A 19604-nucleotide genomic window follows, 5' to 3' on the forward strand; every position below is an offset into this window, starting at 1 on the left:
AGGGGCCGGTCGGCCCTGTGCGGGCGTCCTGGGGCAGCGCACGGTGAGAGTGGCGGAGGGACCAGAGGCAGGGCGTCCTGCTCCTGGGGTCCCGCCGCCGGGAGTGTGAGTGGCGATGATGTTCTGGTACGGCGACGGCATGAACGGATGGGGCTGGTTCGCCATGTCGGCCGGCATGGTGCTGTTCTGGGGCCTGCTCATCAGCATCGCGGTGATGCTCTTTCGCGCACTGGATCGCGCCTCGCATCGACCGCCGGGGCCTCGGCCCGCCATGTCGGCCGAGCAGATCCTCAGCGAGCGACTGGCGCGTGGTGAGATCGACGAGGAGGAGTACCGTCGGCGTCTGACCGCCCTGCGCAGCGCGGAACCGTGAGCCCCATGACCGGCCGGGATGCGGGCGGGGGACCGGCCGGTCACCCTGGGAGCATGGTCGGTCGGATGCCCGGGGAGCCGGGCCGACGCTCAGACGCACTCCGTGAGCTGACCGCACGGCACGGAGGGCGTGGAGGGCTGTTGCCGGCCGCGCTGGAGCGTGCCAGGTCGGGTACCGGTGAAGAGCCCGGGACGTGGGCCCCCCAGGTCGCGGAGGCAGCCGGGCTTCCGGCGGCCGCGGGGCTCGGCCCGGCCACCTTCTTCGCCGATCTCGCCGCCCCGCGCGGCGAGCGGCACGTGCGGGTCTGCACCGCGACGGCGTGCTTCGCCGCGCGGGGCGGACGCCATCTGGCGGAGGTCGAGCAGGTGCTCGGAGTGACGGCGGGCGCGGTCGACGAGGCGGGTGCGACCTCGCTGCAGACCGTGCACTGCCTCGGCTACTGCTACACGGGCCCCGCCGCCCTCGACGGCACCCTTCCCCGTGCGGGCCCGGACCTGGCCGACCAGCTCGGCGGGCGGACGGAACCGCGCGAGCCGGGCATCCCCGTGGCCGACACCACCGGGGCGCCCGTCCTGCTCGCCGGGATCGTGGGAGGTCAGGACGCCTGGGAGGTGTGGCGGGCAGCGGTGACCGGGCTGCGGCCCGATGACGTACGGGAGGAGACCGCCGCCTCAGGACTGCGCGGGCGCGGCGGGGCCGGATTCCCCGTGGCTGCCAAGTGGGCCGCGGCGGCGGGGAAGCCGGGCGCGGTCGTCGTCGCCAACGGGGACGAGGGCGACCCGGGCTCGTACGCCGACCGGCTGCTCATGGAGGAGGACCCCGAGCGCGTCCTCACGGGACTGGCGCTGGCCTGCTTCGCCTGCGGCGCCGGGCGTGGGATCGTCCTGGTGCGCTCCGAGTACCCGAAAGCCATGGCTCGGTTGCGCCGGGCGGTGGCACGCGCGACGGAGGCGGGCGACCTGGCTCCCACGGTCGGGGCGGCCGGTCCGCGACCGTTCGTCGAGATCGTCGAAGGAGCGGGTTCCTACGTCTCCGGTGAGGAGACCGCCCTGATCGCCCGCCTGGAGGGCGCTCGCGGCTCCGCGCGCCCCCGGCCGCCCTACCCCACGGACCACGGCCTGTGGGACGCGCCGACGGTGGTCAACAACGTGGAGACGCTGGCGGCCGTGCCCTGGATCGTCGCCCACGGCGGAGCGTCCTACGCCCGACGCGGCGTACCGGACGAGACCGGCACCAAACTGGTCTGCCTGTCCGAACGCTTCGCTCGCCCCGGTGCCTACGAGGTCGAACTCGGCACTCCTGTCGGTGAGATCGTCACCCGGTTCGGCGGTGGCCTCAAGGAAGGGCGTGAGCTGGTCGCCCTCCAGATCGGCGGCCCTCTCGGGGGCTTCCTCGCCGGGACCGCGCTCGACGTCCCGCTCACCACGGCCGCTCTCGCCGAGCACGATGCCGCGCTCGGGCACGCCGGCATGGTCGCTTTCGACGCCGGCACCGATCCGCACGAACTCCTGCGACACATCTGGGAGTTCGCCGCCGACGAGAGCTGCGGAGCCTGCTCGCCCTGCCGGGTCGGTACCCGCCGAGGGCTCGAACTCGCACAGGGCCGGGGCGGGCCGGGGGAGACCTACGAGCGAATGGCACGGCTGATGGGCGAGACGAGCCTCTGCGCCTTCGGCCGCCGTGTCCCCGCCGCCGTCCGCAGCCTTGCCCGCGCCTACGGGCCGGTCCTGGAAGGATGGGACCGATGACCCGGCTCCAGGTCGACGGCGTTCCGGTCGAACTGCCCGCCGGGGCCACGCTGCTCGACGCCGTGCGTGCCACCGGAGCCGACCTGCCCACCCTCTGCCACGACGACCGTCTCCGGCCTGTCGGATCCTGCCGGACCTGCCTGGTCCGCGCCGACGGGCGGACCGTCGCCGCCTGCGTCACACCTGCCACGCCGGGCCTCACCGTAGAAACCGCCGATGAGAGCGTGCGAAATCTGCGCCGGGACGCGGTCGCCCTGATCGCCTCGGCGCTTCCACCGCACGCCCTCGCCGACAGAGCGCACAGCGAACTGGCCGATACGTGCCGGACCTTGGGGATCCCGGCGGACGCGGCAGCCGGTGACTCCACGCGCGGGCGGGACGAGAGCCACCCGTACGTCCACCTCGACCGCGACCTGTGCATCGCGTGCGGGCGCTGCGTCCGCATGTGCTCCGACGTCCAGGGCACGTTCGCGCTCACCCTCACCGGGCGCGGCGCCGACACGGTCGTCGCCCCGGGCACCGGCGGCGCCTGGGCCGAATCCGACTGCGTGTCCTGCGGTGGCTGCGTCGACACCTGCCCCACCGGGGCGATCACCCAGCCCGGACCCGGTCAGGGCCTCACATCGCGGCAGACCCCCGATGACCGCGTGCGGACCACCTGCGGCTACTGCGGCGTCGGCTGCACCCTGGACGTCGTCGTCCGCGAGGACCGCGTCACCGCCGTGCTGCCCGCCCGTGACGGGCCGGTCAACCGGGGCCACGCCTGTGTCAAGGGCCGCTTCGCGTACGGGTACCTCGGCTCCGCCGAGCGTCTCACCGAGCCCCTGCTCCGTGAGAACGGAGTCCTGCGGCCCGCGAGCTGGGATGAGGCCGTGGCCCGGATCGCCGACGGTCTGCGCGCGGCGGTACGTGACGGCGGCCCCGACGCGGTCGCCGCGATCTCCTCCGCCCGCGCCACCAACGAGGAGAACTACCTCGTCCAGAAGTTCCTGCGCACCGTCATCGGCACCAACAACGTCGACAACTGCTCCCGCCTGTGCCACGCCCCTTCCGCAGCCGGACTCACGGCGTCCTTCGGGCGGGCCGGCGGCACCGACCCCTTCGACGACGTCGAGACCGCCGACTGCCTCCTGGTCGTCGGCGCCAACCCCGTCGAAGCCCACCCCGTCGTCGGCGCCCGCCTCCTCCAGCGCGCCCTCGCGGGTGCCTCCCTTGTCGTCGCCGATCCCCGTTCCGTGGGGCTCGCCCGCCATGCCGACCTGCACCTGCGCCCCCGCCCCGGCACGAACGTCGCTCTCTTCCACGGCCTCGCCCACGTCCTCGTCGACGAAGGCATGACCGACCCGGGCTTCCTCCGCGACCGCGCCACCGGGCTCGACGAACTCACCGACCTGCTGGCCGACCACCCGCCCGAGCGGGTCGCCGAGATCACGGGCGTTCCCGCCGACGACATCAGGAAGGCCGCCCGGCTCTACGGCCGCGCGGAGAGGCCGGCCGTCCTGTACGGGCTCGGCGTCACCGAGCACCTGCACGGCACCGACGGCGTCCGGACCCTGGCGAACCTGCCCATCCTGCGCGGCGCCGTCGGCGGCACAGGACGGGGCTTCGGCATCAGCCCGCTGCGCGGTCAGAACAACGTCCAGGGTGCCTCCGACATGGGCGCCCTGCCCGACCTGCTGCCCGGCTACGGCCGCGTCACCGATCCTGACGCCCGCGCCCGCGCCGAGGAGGTCTGGCACCGGCCGGTTCCGCCGACACCGGGGATGCGGATCCCCGAGATGTTCACAGCGGCCCGGGAGGGCGCGCTGCGGGCGCTGTGGATCATCGGCGAGGACGTGTGCGCGACCGATCCCGACAGCAGACGGGTCGCGGAGGCCCTGGACGCCTGCCCGCTCGTGGTCGTCAACGAGCTCTTCCTCGGCGAGACGGCCCGGCACGCCGACGTCGTCCTGCCCGTGGCCTCCTGGCTGGAGAAGGACGGGACCTTCGTCAACTTCGACCGCCGCTTCCAGCGCGTGCGGCCGGCGGTGACTCCGCCGGGCGCGGCGCGTTCCGACTTCGAGGTGGTGCACGCCGTCGCCGCTGCCCTCGGTGCCGACCTGGGGTGCCACACCCCGGCAGCGGCACTCGCGGAGTGCGGACGTGTGACACCTCTCTTCGCGGGTCTCTCGCACGAGCGGCTCGACCGGGAGGGGGCCGTGCCCTGGCCCTGCCCGGCACCCGACCGGCCGGGCGAAGCCACCCTGTACACGGAGGAGTTCGCCACGCACGACGGACGCGCCCATCTGTCGGCGGCCCCGTATCTGCCGCCCGGCGAGGAGCCGGACCAGGACTATCCGCTGGTGCTCGTCACGGGGCGCCGCTGGGCCCATTACAACTCCGGAAGCATGACCCGGCGTGGCGGAAACCTTCTTCTCGACGCGGACGACCGCCTTGACCTGAACCCGGAGGACGCCGCCCGGTTCGGAGTCCGGGACGGCACACCGGTCACCGTCGAGAGCCGCCACGGGCAGGCGCGACTCGTCGCCCGCGTCGGCACGGAACTCGCCCCGGGGCAGGTCTTCTGCGCGTTCCATTTCCCGGCCAGCGGCGTCAACTCCCTCACCTCGGAGCATGCCGACACCGTGACCTCGTGTCCGGAGTACAAGGTCACGGCGGTACGGCTGCGTCCGACAGCACCCGAGGGCTGATCGGCACCGAGTTCAGGCGTGGGGCACGACGGCCACGGGCACCGGGCTGTGGTGCAGCACCGCGTGGGCCACGCTCCCGATGCGCGCGCCCAGAGCCGAATGGCGAGTACGCCGACCCACCACCACGAGCGCGGCGTCCCCGGCGGCCCCAACCAGTTCGAGGCCGGCCGATCCGACCACCACACGGGCGGCGGCCTCGACGTCGGGGTACTTCGCGCGCCAGGGCTCAAGGAGATCCTCCAGCGAACGCTCGATCTCCGGAGCCACGGCGAGGCGGACGTCCGGGACCATGGCGGGTCCCAGCCCGGCGAACGGCGGAAGCTGCTCCGCGTACACGACATGGACCCGGGAGCCACGCCGGGCGGCTTCCTCGAAGGCGAAACCCAGCACGGCGTCCACGGGCTGCCGCACATCGGTCCCCACGATGACGGGGCCTCGCGGAGGGGCCGCCCCGCTGCCCGCCCGTACCAGTACGACAGGCCGCTCGACGGCACCGGCGACCGTGAGGCCGACCGAGCCGAGCAGGTAGCCGGTCACACCACCGAGGGCCCGTGAGCCGATGACCAGCAGTTCGCTCTCCTCGGCCGCGGCGACGAGGCCCGGCACGGGCCCCGCGGGCAGCAGCCGGGTGGTCACCGTCAGCCCGTGATGGCGCTCGCGCAGCCCGTCGGCGACGCGCGCCACCATCTCTTCGGCCCACGCGTCCTCGGACTCCCGCGGCGCGAGCGACAGCATGGCCTCCGGCACCGGTTCCTTCGCGTACACCAGACGGACGCCGGTGCCGCGCAGCAGCGCCTCCTCGGCCGCCCACTCCGCGGCGGCCTTCGCCTGTTCCGTGCCGTCCAGGCCGACCACGATGCTCCGTGTCATGACCGTGCACCTCCTCGTCAGGTGTCGTCGACGTCGTACAGGAGACGGGTGGAGGAGACCGAGACCACGCCGTCGACAGTCGCGCACATGCGCTCGACCGCCGGGATCATGCGCCGGAAGGGAAGGGTTCCGCTGAGCTCCACACGGCCGTCACGTACCTCGACGGTGAGCACGGCCGGTCCGAGACGCAGGGTGTCGCCGAGCACGTCCTCGACGATCTCCCGGCGGATGTCCTCGTCCTCGCGGAGGAAGATGCTCAGCAGATCGCGGCGGCTCACGATGCCCACCAGCCGGTCCTCGTCGTCGACGACGACGAGCCTCTTGACCCCCTGGACCTCCATCAGCCGCGCCGTCTCCGCCACGGTCCAGTCCGGGCGGGCGCACACGGCGGGTGCCGACATCAGCTCCTCGGCCCGTGTCCCCTCGGCCTTGGCACGCGCCCATGCCTCCAGGTCCGGAACGGCCGGCCGATCACCCGGTGCGGTGGCCTGGTCGGCGGTCTTGCGCAGCAGATCCCCCTCCGAAACCACCCCGACCACCCTGCCCCCGCCGTTCAGTACGGGAACAGCGGTCACCCGGTGCTGCGAGAGCGTGCGGGCGACTTCCTTGAACGAGGCGTCGCCGCGGACACTCACCACTTCGCGCGTCATCAGCTCGCCGATCCTGTGGTGACGCATCACCCTCTCCTTTCTTGTGCGGGCGTACGCTCCTCGCCCACCAGGCGAGCGGCGCAGCCGTCCCAGGTGTCGAGGGCCGGATAGTCGTCCTCGGTGAGTTCCGTCCCGCTGAGTTCGGCGAGCGCCTCGACGAACTCGAGGAAGTCCAGCGAATCCATCTCGAACGCGTCCCTCAGCGACACGCGGGGATCCAGTCCGGTGAACCCGGCACCGGGGACGACACGCTGCACGGCTTGCCGAACGAACTCCTTGGCCTGGTCGTGGTTCACAGTTCCTCCGGTTGCTGCAGGAGCCGGTCCATGGCGGTCAGGAAACGCGCGCCGGTGGCGCCGTCGGCGGCCCGGTGATCGGCGGACAGCGTCGCCGTCAGCACGGGGTGCACTCCCAGCAGGCCGTTCACGGCCACCGGCCGCTCGACGATCCTGCCGAGGCCGACGAGCACGACCTGAGGCGGGTAGACGACGCCGAACACCGCCTCGACGCCCTGGTCACCGAGGTTCGTGACGGTGAGACTGGGATCGGCGGTCTGCGACGCGCGGAGCCGACCACCCCGTGCGCGTGCCACCAGATCCTTCAGCGCGGCCATCACCTCGGCCACGGAGAGCGTGTCGGCATGCGCGAGGGCCGGGGCGACAAGACCACCGCCCCGCAGGGAAACGGCGACGCCCAGCCGTACCTCCTCCGCCGGAACGAAGCCGTCGTCGCCCCAGTGCCCGTTGAGCTCGGGCACTTTGCGCGCAGCCATCGCGACGGCCTTGAAGGTGAGCGCGGCGGGCACCAGACGGGCGGACAGCGGCAGTTCGCGGTTGCGAGCATGCATCCACTCCAGTGCCGCTGCCATGTCCACGGTCGTGGAGAGGTAGAAGTGCGGGATCTCCCGCTTGGACCGGCTCATGAGCCGGGCGGTCGCCGCCCGTGCCGCATCCGGGACGGCCGGCCGCGGTGCGCCCTCGGCGGCTGCGGCGGAACGGACGTCCTCGGCACGGACGGTGCCGCCCCGCCCCGTGCCGGTCACCTCGGCGAGGTCGACGCCGAGTTCCGTGGCCAGCCGCCGCGCGAGCGGTGAGGACTTCACCCGCGCCGGAGCTGGACGCTTCCCCGTCGAGTCGTCGGTGCGCACCGGCTTCGCCGGCCGTGGTGTCGGCGCGGCCTTGTCGCGCTCTGGTGCCGGCGCGGTTTCCGGCTTCGGTTCCGCGTGTTCCACGTCCGCGCGTGTGATCCTGCCTCCCGGGCCCGAACCATGGACGGCGGCGAGGTCGAGGTGCCGGTCCTCGGCGAGGCGGCGGACCAGGGGTGTCGACGGCGGCGGGCTTTCGACGGGCCGTCTTCGGGCGGCGGGCTGTCTTTGGGCGGTGGGCTGTCTTTGGGCGGTGGGCTGCCTTTCGGCGGGCCGGCTCCCGGCGGTCGTGCCGATACGTGCCAGCGGGGTGCCCACCGGCACGGTGGTGCCCTCGTCGACGAGGAGGGCCTCGACCGTGCCGGTGTCGAAACACTCGACCTCGATCGCGGACTTGGCGGTCTCGACCACGGCGATGACGTCGCCCCGCGTCACCTGGTCACCCGGGTGCACCAACCACTCGGAAAGCAGGCCCTCGTCCATGTCGGCGCCGAGCGACGGCATGGTGAACTCGGCCATCTCAGCTCACCACCCGGCGCGCCGCCGCCACGATTCCGGACGGCTGGGGGAGTGCCGCCTCCTCCAGCCGGCGGGCGTACGGAATGGGGACCTCCGCGCTGCAGACCCGTTCCACGGGCGCGTCGAGGTCGAAGAACGCCTGTTCGCAGATGCGCGACTCGACCTCGGCCGACAGACTGCCGCTGCGCCAGCCCTCGTCGACCACGACGGCCCGGTGGGTCCGGCGGACCGAGCCGACGACCGTGGCGTCGTCCAGGGGCCGCAGCGTCCGCAGGTCCACGACCTCCGCGCTGATCCCCTCCCCGGCCATCGCCTCCGCGGCTTCGAGGGCTTTGGGCACGCAACCGCCGTACGCGACGATCGTGACGTCGGCGCCCTCGCGGCGGACGGCCGCGCGGTCCAGGTCGACGTCGTGGACCGCCGGATCGAGCACGCCGGCCGCGTTGTAGAGGCTGCCGTGTTCGAACAGCAGGACCGGGTCGGGGTCGGCGAGCGCGGCCGCCAGCACATGGCGGGCGTCGTCGACCGTGGCCGGCGCCAGGACCCGGAGCCCGGGGATGTGCGCGTACCAGCCTTCGAGGCTGTGGGAGTGCTGGGCGGCCAGCTGCCGTCCCGCGCCCGTCGTCATGCGGATCACCAGCGGCACACCGAGCTGTCCGCCGGACATGTGCCGCAGGGTGGCGGCGTTGTTGAGGATCTGGTCGAGGGCCAGCAGGCTGAAGTTGACCGTCATGATCTCGACGACGGGCCTCATCCCGGCCAGGGCGGCGCCGATGCCGGCTCCGACGAACGCGGACTCCGACAGAGGGGTGTCCCGGACGCGATCCGGTCCGAACTCCTCCAGGAGGCCGAGGCTCACGCCGAAGCAGCCGCCGTAACGGCCCACGTCCTCGCCCATGAGGAAGACCCTGTCGTCCGAGGCCAGGGCCTCGCGCAGCCCCTCTCGCAGGGCCTCCCTGTACGTGGTGGTGCCGTCGTCGGGATGGGCCCGCGGTCGCGTACGCGTGCTCATGACGGGGCCTCCTCACGTCGACCGGTGACATGGAGCAGCAGGTCTTCGGTCGGCTCCTCGGGAGCCTGTTCGGCCGCCCGGACGGCTCGGTCGATCTCCTCCATGACCTCGTGGTCCAGTGCCTCCAGCGCGGCGGTGTCGAGGAGACCGGCCGCGGTCATGCGGTCGGCGAGGCCCGTGACGGGGTCGTGCCGCTTCCACTCCTCGACCTCCTCCTTCGGCCGGTACCGGTCGGGGTCGTACATCGAGTGTGCTCGGAAGCGATACGTCCGCATCTCCAGGAAGTGCGGTCCGTTGCCGGCGCGCATGGACTCGACAGCCCCGCGCGCCGCTTTCTCCACGGCGTGTACGTCCATGCCGTCCACGGCCCAGGCCGCCATGCCGTACGACGCGGCCCGCAGGGCGAGGTCTGTCTGCGCGTGTTCGCGGGCGAGGGCCGTCCCCATCGCGTACAGGTTGTTCTCACAGACGAAGAGCACGGGCAGTCCCCAGAGGGCCGCCAGGTTGGCGGTCTCGTGGAACTCGCCCTCGGCGAAGGCCCCGTCACCGAAGAAGCAACAGGTCACCGGGGACTCGCCGCGCATCCGGTCGGCGAGGGCAAGACCGGCCGCGAGCGGCAGCCCGCCGCCGACGATCGCGTTGCCGCCGTAGAAGCGGCGGCCGGCGTCGAAGAGGTGCATGGAGCCGCCGCGGCCGTGGCTGCACCCGGTGGTCTTCCCGTACATCTCCGCCATCACGGCCTCGGGCGGTACCCCACGGGCCAGCGCGTGGCCGTGTTCGCGGTACGTGGAGACGACCGCGTCCCGCTCGTCGAGCGCCTGGTGGACGCCGACCGCCACCGCCTCCTCTCCGATGTACAGGTGGACGAAGCCCCGTATCGCCGCCGCGCTGTACAGCTCGACGCACCGTTCCTCGAACCGCCGGATGAGCAGCATCTGCCGCAGGAGGCCCAGGTCGTGAGCCGCCGCAGGAGTGGGGGAGGGGGGCGCGGCTCCACGAGTGCGACGGGGGCGCTTCGTCTGCGACGTCCCGGCGGATGTGCTGCCGTGCGCGGTGGCCATCACGGCTCCTTCCCGGACGTGCCGGCCGTCCCGGCCGGTTCGGGTGTCTCCAGCGTGGACACATCGCCCTCGGGCAGGCCGAGTTCGCGGGCCCGCAGCAGGCGGCGCATCACTTTTCCGCTGCGCGTGTGGGGCAGGTCCTCGACGAACTCGATCTCCCGGGGAGCGACGGCCGGGCCGAGCCGCCGTCGGGCGAACGCCAGGACGTCGCGCCGCAGTTCGCTGTCGGGCCGGTACTCGGGGCGCGGCAGCACGAACGCCTTGACGATCGAGCCCGCCAGCGGGTCCGGGCGCCCGATGACACCGGCCTCGGCGACGGCCGGATGCTCCATGAGCGCGCTCTCCACCTCGAACGGCCCGATGAGGTGTCCTGCGGACTTGATGACGTCGTCGGCCCGACCCACGAACCAGTACCAGCCGTCGGCGTCGCGGCTGACGAGGTCGCCCGTCAGGTACCACCCGTCCGCGAAGCACGCTTCGTACCGGCTCGGTTCATGGAGGTAGCCGCGGAACATCGACGGCCATCCCGCCCGCAGGGCGAGCTCGCCCTGAGCGCCCGGCTCCTGGAGGATCTGGACGCGTCCGCCGGTGACCGCGGCCCGGCCGTCCTCGCCGCATGCCAGGACGGCGGCCTCGACACCGGGAACCGGTCGGCCCATCGAACCGGGCCGTACGGGATCGGCCGCGAAATCGGCGATCATGATGGCGCCCGTCTCGGTCTGCCACCAGGTGTCGTGGACCGGAAGTCCGAGTGCCTCCCGGCCCCAGTGCACGGCCTCGGGATTCAACGGCTCGCCGACGCTTGCGACGAACCGGAGGGCGGAGAGGTCGTGGCGCGTGGCAGGCGTCGTGTCGCCACCGCGTGGCGCGGCCCGCATGAGCATGCGCAGCGCGGTCGGGGCCGTGTACCAGACGGTGACCTGCTGGTCGGCGAGGATCCCGTACCAGCGGGCGGGGGCGAAGTCCCCTTCGTCGACGACGGTCGTCACCCCGTGGGTGAGCGGGGCGATGATGCCGTACGACATGCCGGTGACCCATCCGGGGTCGGCCGTGCACCAGAAGACGTCGCCCTCGTGCAGGTCCAGGGCGTAGGCGGCGGTGACGTGATGGGCGAGGACCGCCTCGTGCACGTGTATCGCGCCCTTGGGCGTGCCCGTCGTGCCGCTGGTGAAGTGCAGCAGTGCCGGCTCGGCCGGATCGGTCGCCCCCACGGCGTACTCGTCGGGCGCGGCGGACGTGAGAGCGGGGAAGGAGAGGGTGTCCGGGGGTGGGTCGGTGCCGGGGTCGAGGAGCAGGACGTGGCGCAGGTGCGGAAGCCGGGACCGTATCGGGGCCACCTTGCGCTCGTACAGCTCCCGGGTCGTGACCAGAGTCCTGGCGTTGCCCAACTCCATGCGCAGCGCGACGGGTTCGGGTCCGAAGGCGGTGAACAGGGGGCACAGGACTCGTCCGGCACGCAGTGTGCCGAGGACGGTGCTGTACAGCTCGAACCGGCGGCCGAGCAGGGTGAACACCCGCTCGCCGCGTTCCACGCCCAGTGTTTCCAGCACGTGCGCGAAGCGGGAGCTCTCTGCCGCGAGCCGGGAGAAGGTCACCGTCTGCGTCGATCCGTCGCGGGCGATGCAGCGCAGCGCGACGTGTTCGCCGTGGCCCTCGCGCAGGTGCCGGTCGACCGTCTCGTAACCGATGTTGATGCCGCCGTCCGGCAGCCCGGCGAGCCGGGACCGTTCGCGCCTCCAGGAGAACGTGGCCCGGGCGCTGTCGTAGTCGGGCATGACCGGCGCCACCCAAAGGGCGTTCATCGCGGAGGCTCCACGTCGAGCGCGAGGTTGTCGTAGGAGTACTCGATCGATTCGTGCAGGGCGACCACTCCGTCGACCGAGCGGCAGAGCCGCACGATCACGCGGATGTCGGCGCGCTCGTCGACTCGGCCCGTCAGCCCGACGACCCCGTCGTCGACGGTCACACGGATCGTGTCGGGGGCGAGGCGCAGGGTGTCGGACAGGACGTCGTGCTCGATCTCGTCGCGGATCGCGGTGTCACTGCGCAGGAAGGGGCGCAGCAGGTCACTGCGGCTGATGATCCCGACGAGTCGACCGGTCTCGTCGGTGACGGGCAGCCGTTTGATCCCCTTGCGGTGCATCGTCCGAGCCGTCTCGACGAGATTCCAGCTCGGCTGGGCCGTGACGGCGGGCGAGGTCATCAGCTGGGCGGCGGTCTCCGGGTCGGGCGGCCCTTTCTCCCGGGACAGCGGCCGGACGCCCGCTGGGCGGCCCTCCGGGTCGGGGAGCTCGGCCGTGGTCCGCAGCAGGTCGGCCTCCGAGACCACGCCGAGCAGGCGTCGGTCCGGGTCGACGACCGGGACCGCCGAGACGTCGTTCTCGGCGAAGAGCCGGGCGATCTCCTTGAACGGGGTCTGCGGGGCGGCGGTGACCACGGAGTGGGTCATCACCTCGAAAACCGTACGGTGCTGCATGACGGTCCTCCTTCACGGGACGTGGCGGCCCCGGTAGATCCCACCCTGCTGCGCGAAGCCCGCTCTCGGGCAGTGCCGAATGGTCCCCTTCCGGGACTGTTCGCCCCTATGGCGGCCGGCGGGCCAGGACGCACGGTGGAGGCGAGAGCACCGGTCTCGGGAGGGCCGCGGCCGGGCGCGTGGCGCCGGGAGGCGAGAGCGATGACTGCGACCGGAACACGGCAAGGCCAGGAGAGTCCACGCGCCGGGCTGTGGGCTCATGTCGGCGACCGGTTGATCGTGGGCGGTGCCACGGTCGGGGACGAGGGGCGTGACGGTGAGATCGTCGGGCTGCACCACGTCGACGGAACTCCCCCCTTCGACGTCCGATGGTCGGACACGGGCCGGGTCACTCTGGTGTTCCCGGGCCCGGACGCGCGGGTCCAGCACTTTCCGACGCATGACGCGACGCATGACGCGAAGGCCGCTACGCGGTCGTGAACTCCGCAGCCGCGTCCACCACGCCGGGCACCGTCCGGGCGAGCCGCAGGGCCAGATCCGCAGATACGGACTCGGGCAGGCGCCCGGTGAGCGTCACCGCGCCGTCCGCGACACGTACGGTGAGTGCGGCGTCGCCTTCCGGAATCAGGTGCGTGAGGAGTTCGTGCCGCACGTCCTCCGCGAGTTCGGCGTCGGAGCGCAGATAGACCTTGAGCAGGTCGCCCCGGCTGACGACACCGACCGGGCGGCCGTCCTCGTCCACCACGGGAAGCCGCTTGAGCCGCCCACGCCCCATCAACCGCGCCGCCCCTGCGATCGTGGCGTCTCGCGGCACGGTGACGGCCGGCGCCGACATCAAGCTGCCCGCCGTCACCGAACCCGCGCCGTCGCGGTCCTCTCCCGGAACCTTGCCGAGAATGTCCGCCTCGGACACCACGCCGACCACCCGCCCCTCGGCCGACAGCACGGGAACCGCGCTCACGCCCCAGCGCCGCATGGACCGGACGATCTCCTTGACCGGTGCGTCGAGCCTGGCGGAGACCACCGCATGGGTCATCACGTCGTCGACGGTACGTGGGTGCTTCATGACCGGCCTCCGGTACTCCTGCCCCCCGAGTCCTGTTGCTGAGAGCGTGTCGCCGCAGGGCGGCGGCGGCAAGGGCCGAAAGGGGCACGTCCCGACCCGGGCAGCCCTGGCACGGACCGTCGACCGGTGCTTTCCTGACAGTGAGGAGGGGCCCGCCCCAGGGACGCGGGGAAGCGGCTTCGAGCCGTGCACCGCGCGATCAGGATCCGCGAGAAGCGGATGGGCCCCTCCTTCAGCCGTGTCTGGGGGTGCCACCTCCACGCCTGGTCCGGGCGGACCACGCCCGGGGCCGACCGGCCCTAGCCAGCGCCCGCCGCCCGGTGCGAGCGTGGCAGCAGGTCACCACTCGACCCGGAAGGCGGTGGGCACGATGGAGTCGTCCCTGGTGGTAGGAGTCGACGGGTCCGACGCCAGTCTCACGGCATTGGACTGGGGCGTCGACGAAGCGGTACGGCACGGGGTTTCCCTACGGATCGTCCACGCCTCGATGTGGGAGCGGTACGAAGGAGTCGTGCCGACCTGGGCCACGGACCGGCCCTCGGGCCAGGTCCTCGCCGAGAACATCGTCGGCGTTGCGGCCGAACGCGCCCGGCGCCGTGCACCCGCCCTCCCCATCACCACGGATGTCCTTGCCGAGGACGCCTCCACCGGGCTGCTCAGGGAGGGCTGGGAGGGTTCGATCCTCGTCGTCGGGTCCCGAGGGCGCGGTGAGTTCGCCGACCTTCTGCTCGGATCCGTCAGCCTCGTCGTGGCCGCCCGGGCCCACTGCCCGGTCGTCGTCGTCCGCGGGGACCGGCAGGCACTGGAGACACGCCACGGGCGCGTCCTGCTCGGCGTCGGAGAACACGACATCGACTCGCCGGCCGTGCGGTTCGCCTTCCGTGAGGCGGCGGTCCGGGACGCGGAACTCGACGTCGTCCGCGCCTGGCGACGACCGGCGCACGGACCGGCCGACCACCTGCTGATGAAGCGCGCCGGGGGAGCCTACTTCGCGGAAGAGTCCACCGAACTGCTCGACAAGGCCCTTGAGGCCGCGGCGTCCGAACATCCCCAGGTCCGCCTGCGCAGAAGCTCGGTCGAGGGCCCCGCCCACACGGTACTGACCGAGCGCTCGGCCGCCGCCGACCTGATGGTCGTCGGGGCACGACGCAGGGACAGGCTCGTCGGCCTGGAACTCGGCAGGGTCGCCCACCGCGCCCTGCACCACGCCTCGTGTCCGGTCGCCGTCGTACCCCAGCGGAATCCGGAGCCCATGGAAGGAGACCGGTGATGAACACGGCCGATGACCGACACGCGCCGCACGTCACGAGCGACCTGGGCCGCCGCGTCGCGGCCCGGCGCACGCAGCTCGGTCTGTCCCGGGAGGAAGTGGCCGAACGGGCCGGCTCCGCACCAGGCTTCATCGCCTACGTCGAGGAGCGGGTGCCGACGCCGGGGTTCGAATTCCTGGTCCGGCTCGCGAACGCCCTGGAGACCAACGTTCAGGACCTCACCGGGTACAGGGCGGACCTCGCGCCCGGAGGAGGCCATGCCGGGCACCGGGCACGGATGGAGGAGATCGGCGAGGCCGAGTGCTGGGAACTGCTCGACGGCCACGGAGTCGGCCGGGTCGCCGTCGAGGGAGGGGACGGCATGGCGGTCTTCCCCGTGAACTACCGAGTCGTCGACGGGGAGATCGTCTTCATGACCGCCGCCGACTCGACCCTCGCGCGCGCTTCGGCGTCCGGAGCCGAAGTCGCCTTCGAGGAGGACCGCCTGGACGAAGCGTTCAGCCAGGGTTGGAGCGTGCTCCTCGTCGGTCCGGTACGCACGGTGTCGGACGAGACGTCGGTACAGAGGATCACGGACGCCGGCCGCCCGGAGCCGTGGGCCGGGGAGGGGCGCGACACCATGGTGACGCTCTCGCCGCGCCGCGTGACCGGCCGCCGCATCCGGGTGCCGGGCGCGCCCGGGACTTCGAACGGGGCTGCTGACCAGGCGTGATCTCGGCTGCGGCGCCCGCCCCGTCCGGCTCTGACGATCGCGCAGAGAAGCGTTCGTCAGCACATGGCTGACGGCCCCGGTCAGGGGCGGACGTGGCGTCAGTGCTTGCTGGTGGCGACGTGGGTGCCGTGCCAGGTGTGGCCCCACACGGTGCCGGTGGAGGCGTTGGCAGACGGCATGCCGACGATCTTCCCCGAGCGCAGCGTGTGCAGGGTGTGGTAGCCGGGGAACGCCTCGGCCTCGTCGGCGGTCAGGCCGCTGCCCCGGTCACGCAGCCACTTCTGGGCGCGGTCCTGGGCCTGGTCCAGGGTCTTGACCGGGGTGCCGTCGCCGCGCTGCCGGTAGTGCCCGTTCACCATGCCGGGACCCCGGTCGCAGTCATCGGGGCCCATCACGCGCGGCCCATGCCGGGTTCCCACGACTTTTAGTCGTCGCCCGACACACTTGGCCTTCAGCCTTTCTGCGGCCGCAAGGGCCGCCCAGGGCCGTCCGGACCAGGCAGGTGTGCCGATCGGCTCGTTGATGAGACGGCCCGGGACGCCTTCGGGGTCAGCGGGCACCGTCCAGGGTGAGCTGAGCGTGGTGGAAGTCGAAGTGCTGCGTCGGGTAGCGGTAGATGTCCGCAAGCGTCATGAAGTCCTTGAAGAAGGGATCCCACCGCATCGGGTAGTGCATGCCGCGGGCGAGGGCGGCCTCGGACTCCGCCGCGAGCTTGCGGAGGAGCGAGTCGATGAGGCGGTCGAACGCAGCGTCCATCCGGCGCCGCCCGTAGACCTTCACGGCCCCGCACGGCCCGAGATAGTTGATGAGGTCGAACAGCGCTGTTGCTGCATCCAGCGCCCGGGCGAACCCCTTCCCCACGCCTGCGGGAAGCCGCCCGAAGAAGCGCACAAGGAACAGCAGCCGCACGGTGACCATGTAGCCGAAGAGCATGTGCCACAGCAGCTGTTCGTTGTTCCACCGGGTTCCGTCGGTAGCCCGGGCCAGGGCAGCCTCTGAGGCGGTATCGAGGAGACGGTGGAAGGTCTGCCGGACGCGCTCGTAGTCGTCGTACACCGCTTGCCGATCCATCGGATGCGTGTTCGTCATGGCTGCTGCTCTCCGTCGACACTGAAGTTGCGCCGAGACAGCGATGATGCGCCTGTCCGAGGGCCCGACACCAGCGGCAGCGCGTGGACGTGGCAAGACTTGCGATGCCGCCCCTTCGCGGGGGCCGGTCAGTCCGTGCCGGCCGAGAGTGGCCGACGCGGATGCTGAGCGGGAGGCTGGGAGAGCAGGCACGAGGAGGCGAGTGCCATGTCTGTCGCGGACGTCGTCGTCATCCTGGCCGCCGCCGGGCTCATCGCCGTCCTGGGCCGGTACTTCTTCGGGCCGCGGAAGGCCGGCGCGGTCCGCGTGGAGGACGGTGTACAGCGCGTCGACGTGATGGTGCGGGGCGGCTACAGCCCGAACCTGATCAAGGTCCGCCAGGGTGCGCCGGTCGAAGTCGTCTTCGATCGGCAGGAAGCCGGTGAATGCACCTCCCGCGTCGTGTTCCCCGATCTCAGGGTCGGGGCCGGCCTTCCCGCTCACACCCGTACGACCGTGCGGCTGAGCCCTGACCGGCCCGGCACGTACGGGTTCACCTGCGGCATGAACATGATCCACGGGACCCTCGTCGTCGAGCCCGCAGAAGACGGAGCACCGGAACCGGGCGCAGTGTCGGGCGGAGAGGTGGCGCCGAGCGCGGGGGAGCCGTCGGCCGAGGACGCGGAGGCGGCCGACATCGCCGAGCGCCGGGCGGAGATCAAGGACCTGACCCGCCGCGTCGTCGTGGGCGCGGTGCTCACCGCGCCGGTGCTGTTCGCCGTGATGGCGCACGAGCTGTTCGGTGCCGACTGGGTACCCGGCTGGATGCTGGACCACTGGTTCCAGCTCGCACTGATCACGCCGGTGATGTTCTATACCGGCTGGCCCGTGCACTCCATCGGCTGGCTCGCCCTGCGCCACCGGTCGGCGGACATGAACTCCCTGATCACCCTGGGCACCAGCGCCGCCTACGGATTCAGCCTGCTCGTCACCCTCGCCCCAGGACTGCTCCCCGAGGACGTACGGGAGGTGTACTTCGAAGCGGTCGGCGTCATCCTGACCCTGATCCTGCTGGGCCGTCTTCTGGAGGCAAGGGCCAAGGCCGGCACGGGCGAGGCCATCCGCGCTCTGATCGGGCTGCAGGCCCGCACCGCATGCGTCGTACGCGACGGCTCCGAGACCGGGATACCCGTCGACGAGGTGGTCGTCGGGGACGAGATCGTCATCCGCCCCGGGGAGAAGATCCCTGTCGACGCCGAGGTCCTGTCGGGCTCGTCCGCGGTGGACGAGTCGATGGTGACGGGCGAGCCGATGCCGGTCACGAAGCACCCGGGCGACGGTGTCATCGGCGCCACCGTCAACACCACAGGCTCCTTGCGGGTGCGCGCGGCCAAGGTCGGCGCGGACACCATGCTCGCCCAGATCATCCGACTGGTGCAGCAGGCGCAGGCATCCAAGGCCCCGATTCAGCGCCTCGCCGACGCGATCTCCGCCTACTTCGTCCCGGCGGTCATCGCCATCGCGATCGCGACATTCGCTCTCTGGTACACGGTCGGACCCGCGCCGGCGCTCACCCTCGCCCTCGTCTCCGCCGTCGCCGTCCTGATCATCGCCTGCCCCTGCGCCCTCGGCCTGGCCACCCCGCTCTCGGTCATGGTCGGCACCGGCAAAGGCGCGCAGGCAGGCATCCTCATCCGCTCCGCCGAAGCCCTGGAGACCGCCCACAAGCTCGACACCGTCGTCCTCGACAAGACCGGCACGGTCACCGTCGGCAAGCCCGTCCTCACCGACGTCCACCCCGTCGACGGAGTCGACGAAGCCGAACTCCTGCGGCTGGTCGCCGCTGCCGAGACCGACAGCGAACACCCCCTTGCCCAGGCCATCGTCTCCGGGGCCCGCGACCGCGGTCTTCAGCCGCCGACCGCGACCGGCTTCGACTCCGTCACCGGCAAGGGCGTCCGCGCCACGGCCGACGGTCACGCCCTCATGGTCGGCACCAGCCGCTTCCTCCACGGCACCGGCCTCGACACCACCCCGCTCGACGCCGTCGCCGCGAACCTCGCGGCCGCGGGAAAGACACCTGTCCTCGCCGCGGTCGACGGCCGCCCCGCCGGGGTGCTCGCCGTCGCCGACACCGTCAAGGACGACTCCGCCCAGGCGATCGCGGCCCTGCGACACCTGGACACCGAGGTCGTCATGCTCACCGGCGACAACGCCCGTACCGCCGCCGCCATCGCCGCTTCCGTCGGCATACCCAGGGCCCTGGCCGAGGTACTGCCCGAGCACAAGACCGACGAGATCCGCCGCCTCCAGACCGAAGGCCGGACCGTCGCCATGGTCGGCGACGGCATCAACGACGCCCCCGCCCTCGCGCAGTCCGACGTCGGACTGGCCATCGGCACCGGCACGGACGTCGCCATCGAATCCGCCGACATCACCCTCATCTCCGGCTCCCTCGCCGGAGTCGTCACCGCCATCCGCCTCTCGAAGGCGACCATGCGCAACATCAAGCAGAACCTGTTCTTCGCCCTCGTCTACAACGCCGTCGGCATCCCGCTCGCAGCCGGCGTCCTCTACCCCCTCTGGGGCATCCGCCTCAGTCCGATCATCGCCGCGGCCGCCATGGCCCTGTCCTCCCTGTCCGTCGTCACCAACGCCTCCCGCCTGCGCCGCTGGCACCCCGCACCCTTGCCCGAAGCGGGCGGCACGCCGTCACAGCCGGAGGTCGGGACCGCGACCGACACGACGCGGCGGCAGGACGGCCCGGACGGACACGAAACGGCCGTCGACCCCGTGTGCGGCATGGAAGTCGACCCCGCGACCGCACCCGAACACCGGGACGGTCCAGCAGGCACACTGCACTTCTGCTCCACTCGCTGCGCCACCGCGTACGACGCCGATCCGGACCGCTACACGCCCTCCCCGAGCCGCCGACATCCGTAGA

At 72.2% G+C, this 19604-nt stretch carries 18 protein-coding genes; 7 read left to right on the top strand and 11 right to left on the bottom strand.

What is annotated here, in order from left to right; all coding sequences use genetic code 11:
* The first annotated feature begins 115 nt into the window (after positions 1-115).
* The 3 genes from ACH4TP_RS29265 to fdhF all read left to right on the top strand — a co-directional run bounded on the left by ACH4TP_RS29265 (position 116) and on the right by fdhF (position 4811).
* Positions 116-373, top strand: coding sequence for an SHOCT domain-containing protein (locus ACH4TP_RS29265; RefSeq protein ID WP_398439677.1), 258 nt, complete (start codon positions 116-118; stop codon positions 371-373).
* A gap of 140 nt (positions 374-513) precedes the next feature.
* Positions 514-2121 (top strand): NADH-ubiquinone oxidoreductase-F iron-sulfur binding region domain-containing protein, encoded by a 1608-nt coding sequence (locus ACH4TP_RS29270; protein ID WP_398439567.1) that lies wholly within the window; start codon positions 514-516, stop codon positions 2119-2121.
* Positions 2118-4811, top strand: a complete 2694-nt coding sequence (gene fdhF / locus ACH4TP_RS29275) for a formate dehydrogenase subunit alpha (RefSeq protein WP_398439568.1) — start codon at positions 2118-2120, stop codon at positions 4809-4811. Before ACH4TP_RS29270 ends, fdhF begins: the two co-directional genes overlap by 4 nt.
* Positions 4812-4823: 12 nt before the next feature.
* On the opposite strand, the gene ACH4TP_RS29280 is transcribed toward fdhF, so the two are convergent.
* Genes ACH4TP_RS29280 through ACH4TP_RS29315 form a run of 8 tightly spaced genes read right to left on the bottom strand, consistent with a single transcriptional unit; the run spans position 4824 to position 12543 of the window.
* Positions 4824-5681: a universal stress protein gene (locus tag ACH4TP_RS29280; protein WP_398183282.1), complete on the bottom strand. Its 858-nt coding sequence runs from the start codon at positions 5679-5681 to the stop codon at positions 4824-4826.
* Positions 5682-5698: 17 nt separating this feature from the next.
* Positions 5699-6358 carry a CBS domain-containing protein gene (locus ACH4TP_RS29285; protein ID WP_398439569.1) on the bottom strand — a complete coding sequence of 220 codons (660 nt, stop codon included), beginning with the start codon at positions 6356-6358 and terminating at the stop codon, positions 5699-5701.
* Complete coding sequence (locus ACH4TP_RS29290; RefSeq protein WP_398183276.1) at positions 6358-6627, bottom strand: phosphopantetheine-binding protein; 270 nt, start codon at positions 6625-6627, stop codon at positions 6358-6360. The genes ACH4TP_RS29285 and ACH4TP_RS29290 overlap by 1 nt, the downstream gene beginning before the upstream one ends.
* Entirely contained in the window at positions 6624-7994 is a 1371-nt protein-coding gene (locus ACH4TP_RS29295) for a 2-oxo acid dehydrogenase subunit E2 (protein ID WP_398439570.1), read from the bottom strand. The genes ACH4TP_RS29290 and ACH4TP_RS29295 overlap by 4 nt, the downstream gene beginning before the upstream one ends.
* A gap of 1 nt (position 7995) precedes the next feature.
* Positions 7996-9006, bottom strand: coding sequence for an alpha-ketoacid dehydrogenase subunit beta (locus ACH4TP_RS29300; protein WP_398183270.1), 1011 nt, complete (start codon positions 9004-9006; stop codon positions 7996-7998).
* Positions 9003-10067, bottom strand: a complete 1065-nt coding sequence (gene pdhA, locus ACH4TP_RS29305; RefSeq protein WP_398439571.1) for a pyruvate dehydrogenase (acetyl-transferring) E1 component subunit alpha — start codon at positions 10065-10067, stop codon at positions 9003-9005. Before pdhA ends, ACH4TP_RS29300 begins: the two co-directional genes overlap by 4 nt.
* Positions 10067-11869 (bottom strand): acetate--CoA ligase, encoded by a 1803-nt coding sequence (acsA, locus tag ACH4TP_RS29310; protein ID WP_398439572.1) that lies wholly within the window; start codon positions 11867-11869, stop codon positions 10067-10069. The genes pdhA and acsA overlap by 1 nt, the downstream gene beginning before the upstream one ends.
* A complete protein-coding gene (locus ACH4TP_RS29315; RefSeq protein ID WP_398183261.1) occupies positions 11866-12543 on the bottom strand; it encodes a CBS domain-containing protein in 678 nt (225 codons plus the stop codon). The genes acsA and ACH4TP_RS29315 overlap by 4 nt, the downstream gene beginning before the upstream one ends.
* Before the next feature lie 201 nt (positions 12544-12744).
* Between ACH4TP_RS29315 and ACH4TP_RS29320 the strand changes: the two genes are divergently transcribed.
* Entirely contained in the window at positions 12745-13023 is a 279-nt protein-coding gene (locus ACH4TP_RS29320; protein ID WP_398439573.1) for a DUF1918 domain-containing protein, read from the top strand.
* On the opposite strand, the gene ACH4TP_RS29325 is transcribed toward ACH4TP_RS29320, so the two are convergent.
* The gene (locus tag ACH4TP_RS29325; RefSeq protein WP_389235336.1) at positions 13010-13609 is read right to left on the bottom strand and encodes a CBS domain-containing protein; all 600 of its coding nucleotides are present in this window, start codon (positions 13607-13609) and stop codon (positions 13010-13012) included. The two genes, ACH4TP_RS29320 and ACH4TP_RS29325, sit on opposite strands and share 14 nt — an antisense overlap.
* Positions 13610-13979: 370 nt before the next feature.
* Between ACH4TP_RS29325 and ACH4TP_RS29330 the strand changes: the two genes are divergently transcribed.
* The gene (locus ACH4TP_RS29330) at positions 13980-14879 is read left to right on the top strand and encodes a universal stress protein (protein ID WP_398439678.1); all 900 of its coding nucleotides are present in this window, start codon (positions 13980-13982) and stop codon (positions 14877-14879) included.
* The gene (locus tag ACH4TP_RS29335) at positions 14879-15592 is read left to right on the top strand and encodes a helix-turn-helix domain-containing protein (protein ID WP_398439574.1); all 714 of its coding nucleotides are present in this window, start codon (positions 14879-14881) and stop codon (positions 15590-15592) included. The genes ACH4TP_RS29330 and ACH4TP_RS29335 overlap by 1 nt, the downstream gene beginning before the upstream one ends.
* A 98-nt stretch (positions 15593-15690) precedes the next feature.
* Here ACH4TP_RS29335 and ACH4TP_RS29340 read toward each other — a convergent pair whose 3' ends face one another.
* Both ACH4TP_RS29340 and ACH4TP_RS29345 read right to left on the bottom strand, forming a co-directional pair.
* Positions 15691-15951 (bottom strand): hypothetical protein, encoded by a 261-nt coding sequence (locus ACH4TP_RS29340; RefSeq protein ID WP_398439575.1) that lies wholly within the window; start codon positions 15949-15951, stop codon positions 15691-15693.
* Between the two features lie 190 nt (positions 15952-16141).
* The gene (locus ACH4TP_RS29345) at positions 16142-16681 is read right to left on the bottom strand and encodes a DinB family protein (RefSeq protein WP_398439576.1); all 540 of its coding nucleotides are present in this window, start codon (positions 16679-16681) and stop codon (positions 16142-16144) included.
* 207 nt (positions 16682-16888) lie between these two features.
* Between ACH4TP_RS29345 and ACH4TP_RS29350 the strand changes: the two genes are divergently transcribed.
* Positions 16889-19603 (top strand): heavy metal translocating P-type ATPase, encoded by a 2715-nt coding sequence (locus ACH4TP_RS29350; RefSeq protein WP_398439577.1) that lies wholly within the window; start codon positions 16889-16891, stop codon positions 19601-19603.
* Position 19604: the final 1 nt, after the last annotated feature.

Origin of the sequence: Streptomyces sp. NPDC021012 (assembly GCF_044333355.1) — a bacterium.
In the GTDB taxonomy this organism is placed as follows: Bacteria; Actinomycetota; Actinomycetes; order Streptomycetales; family Streptomycetaceae; genus Streptomyces.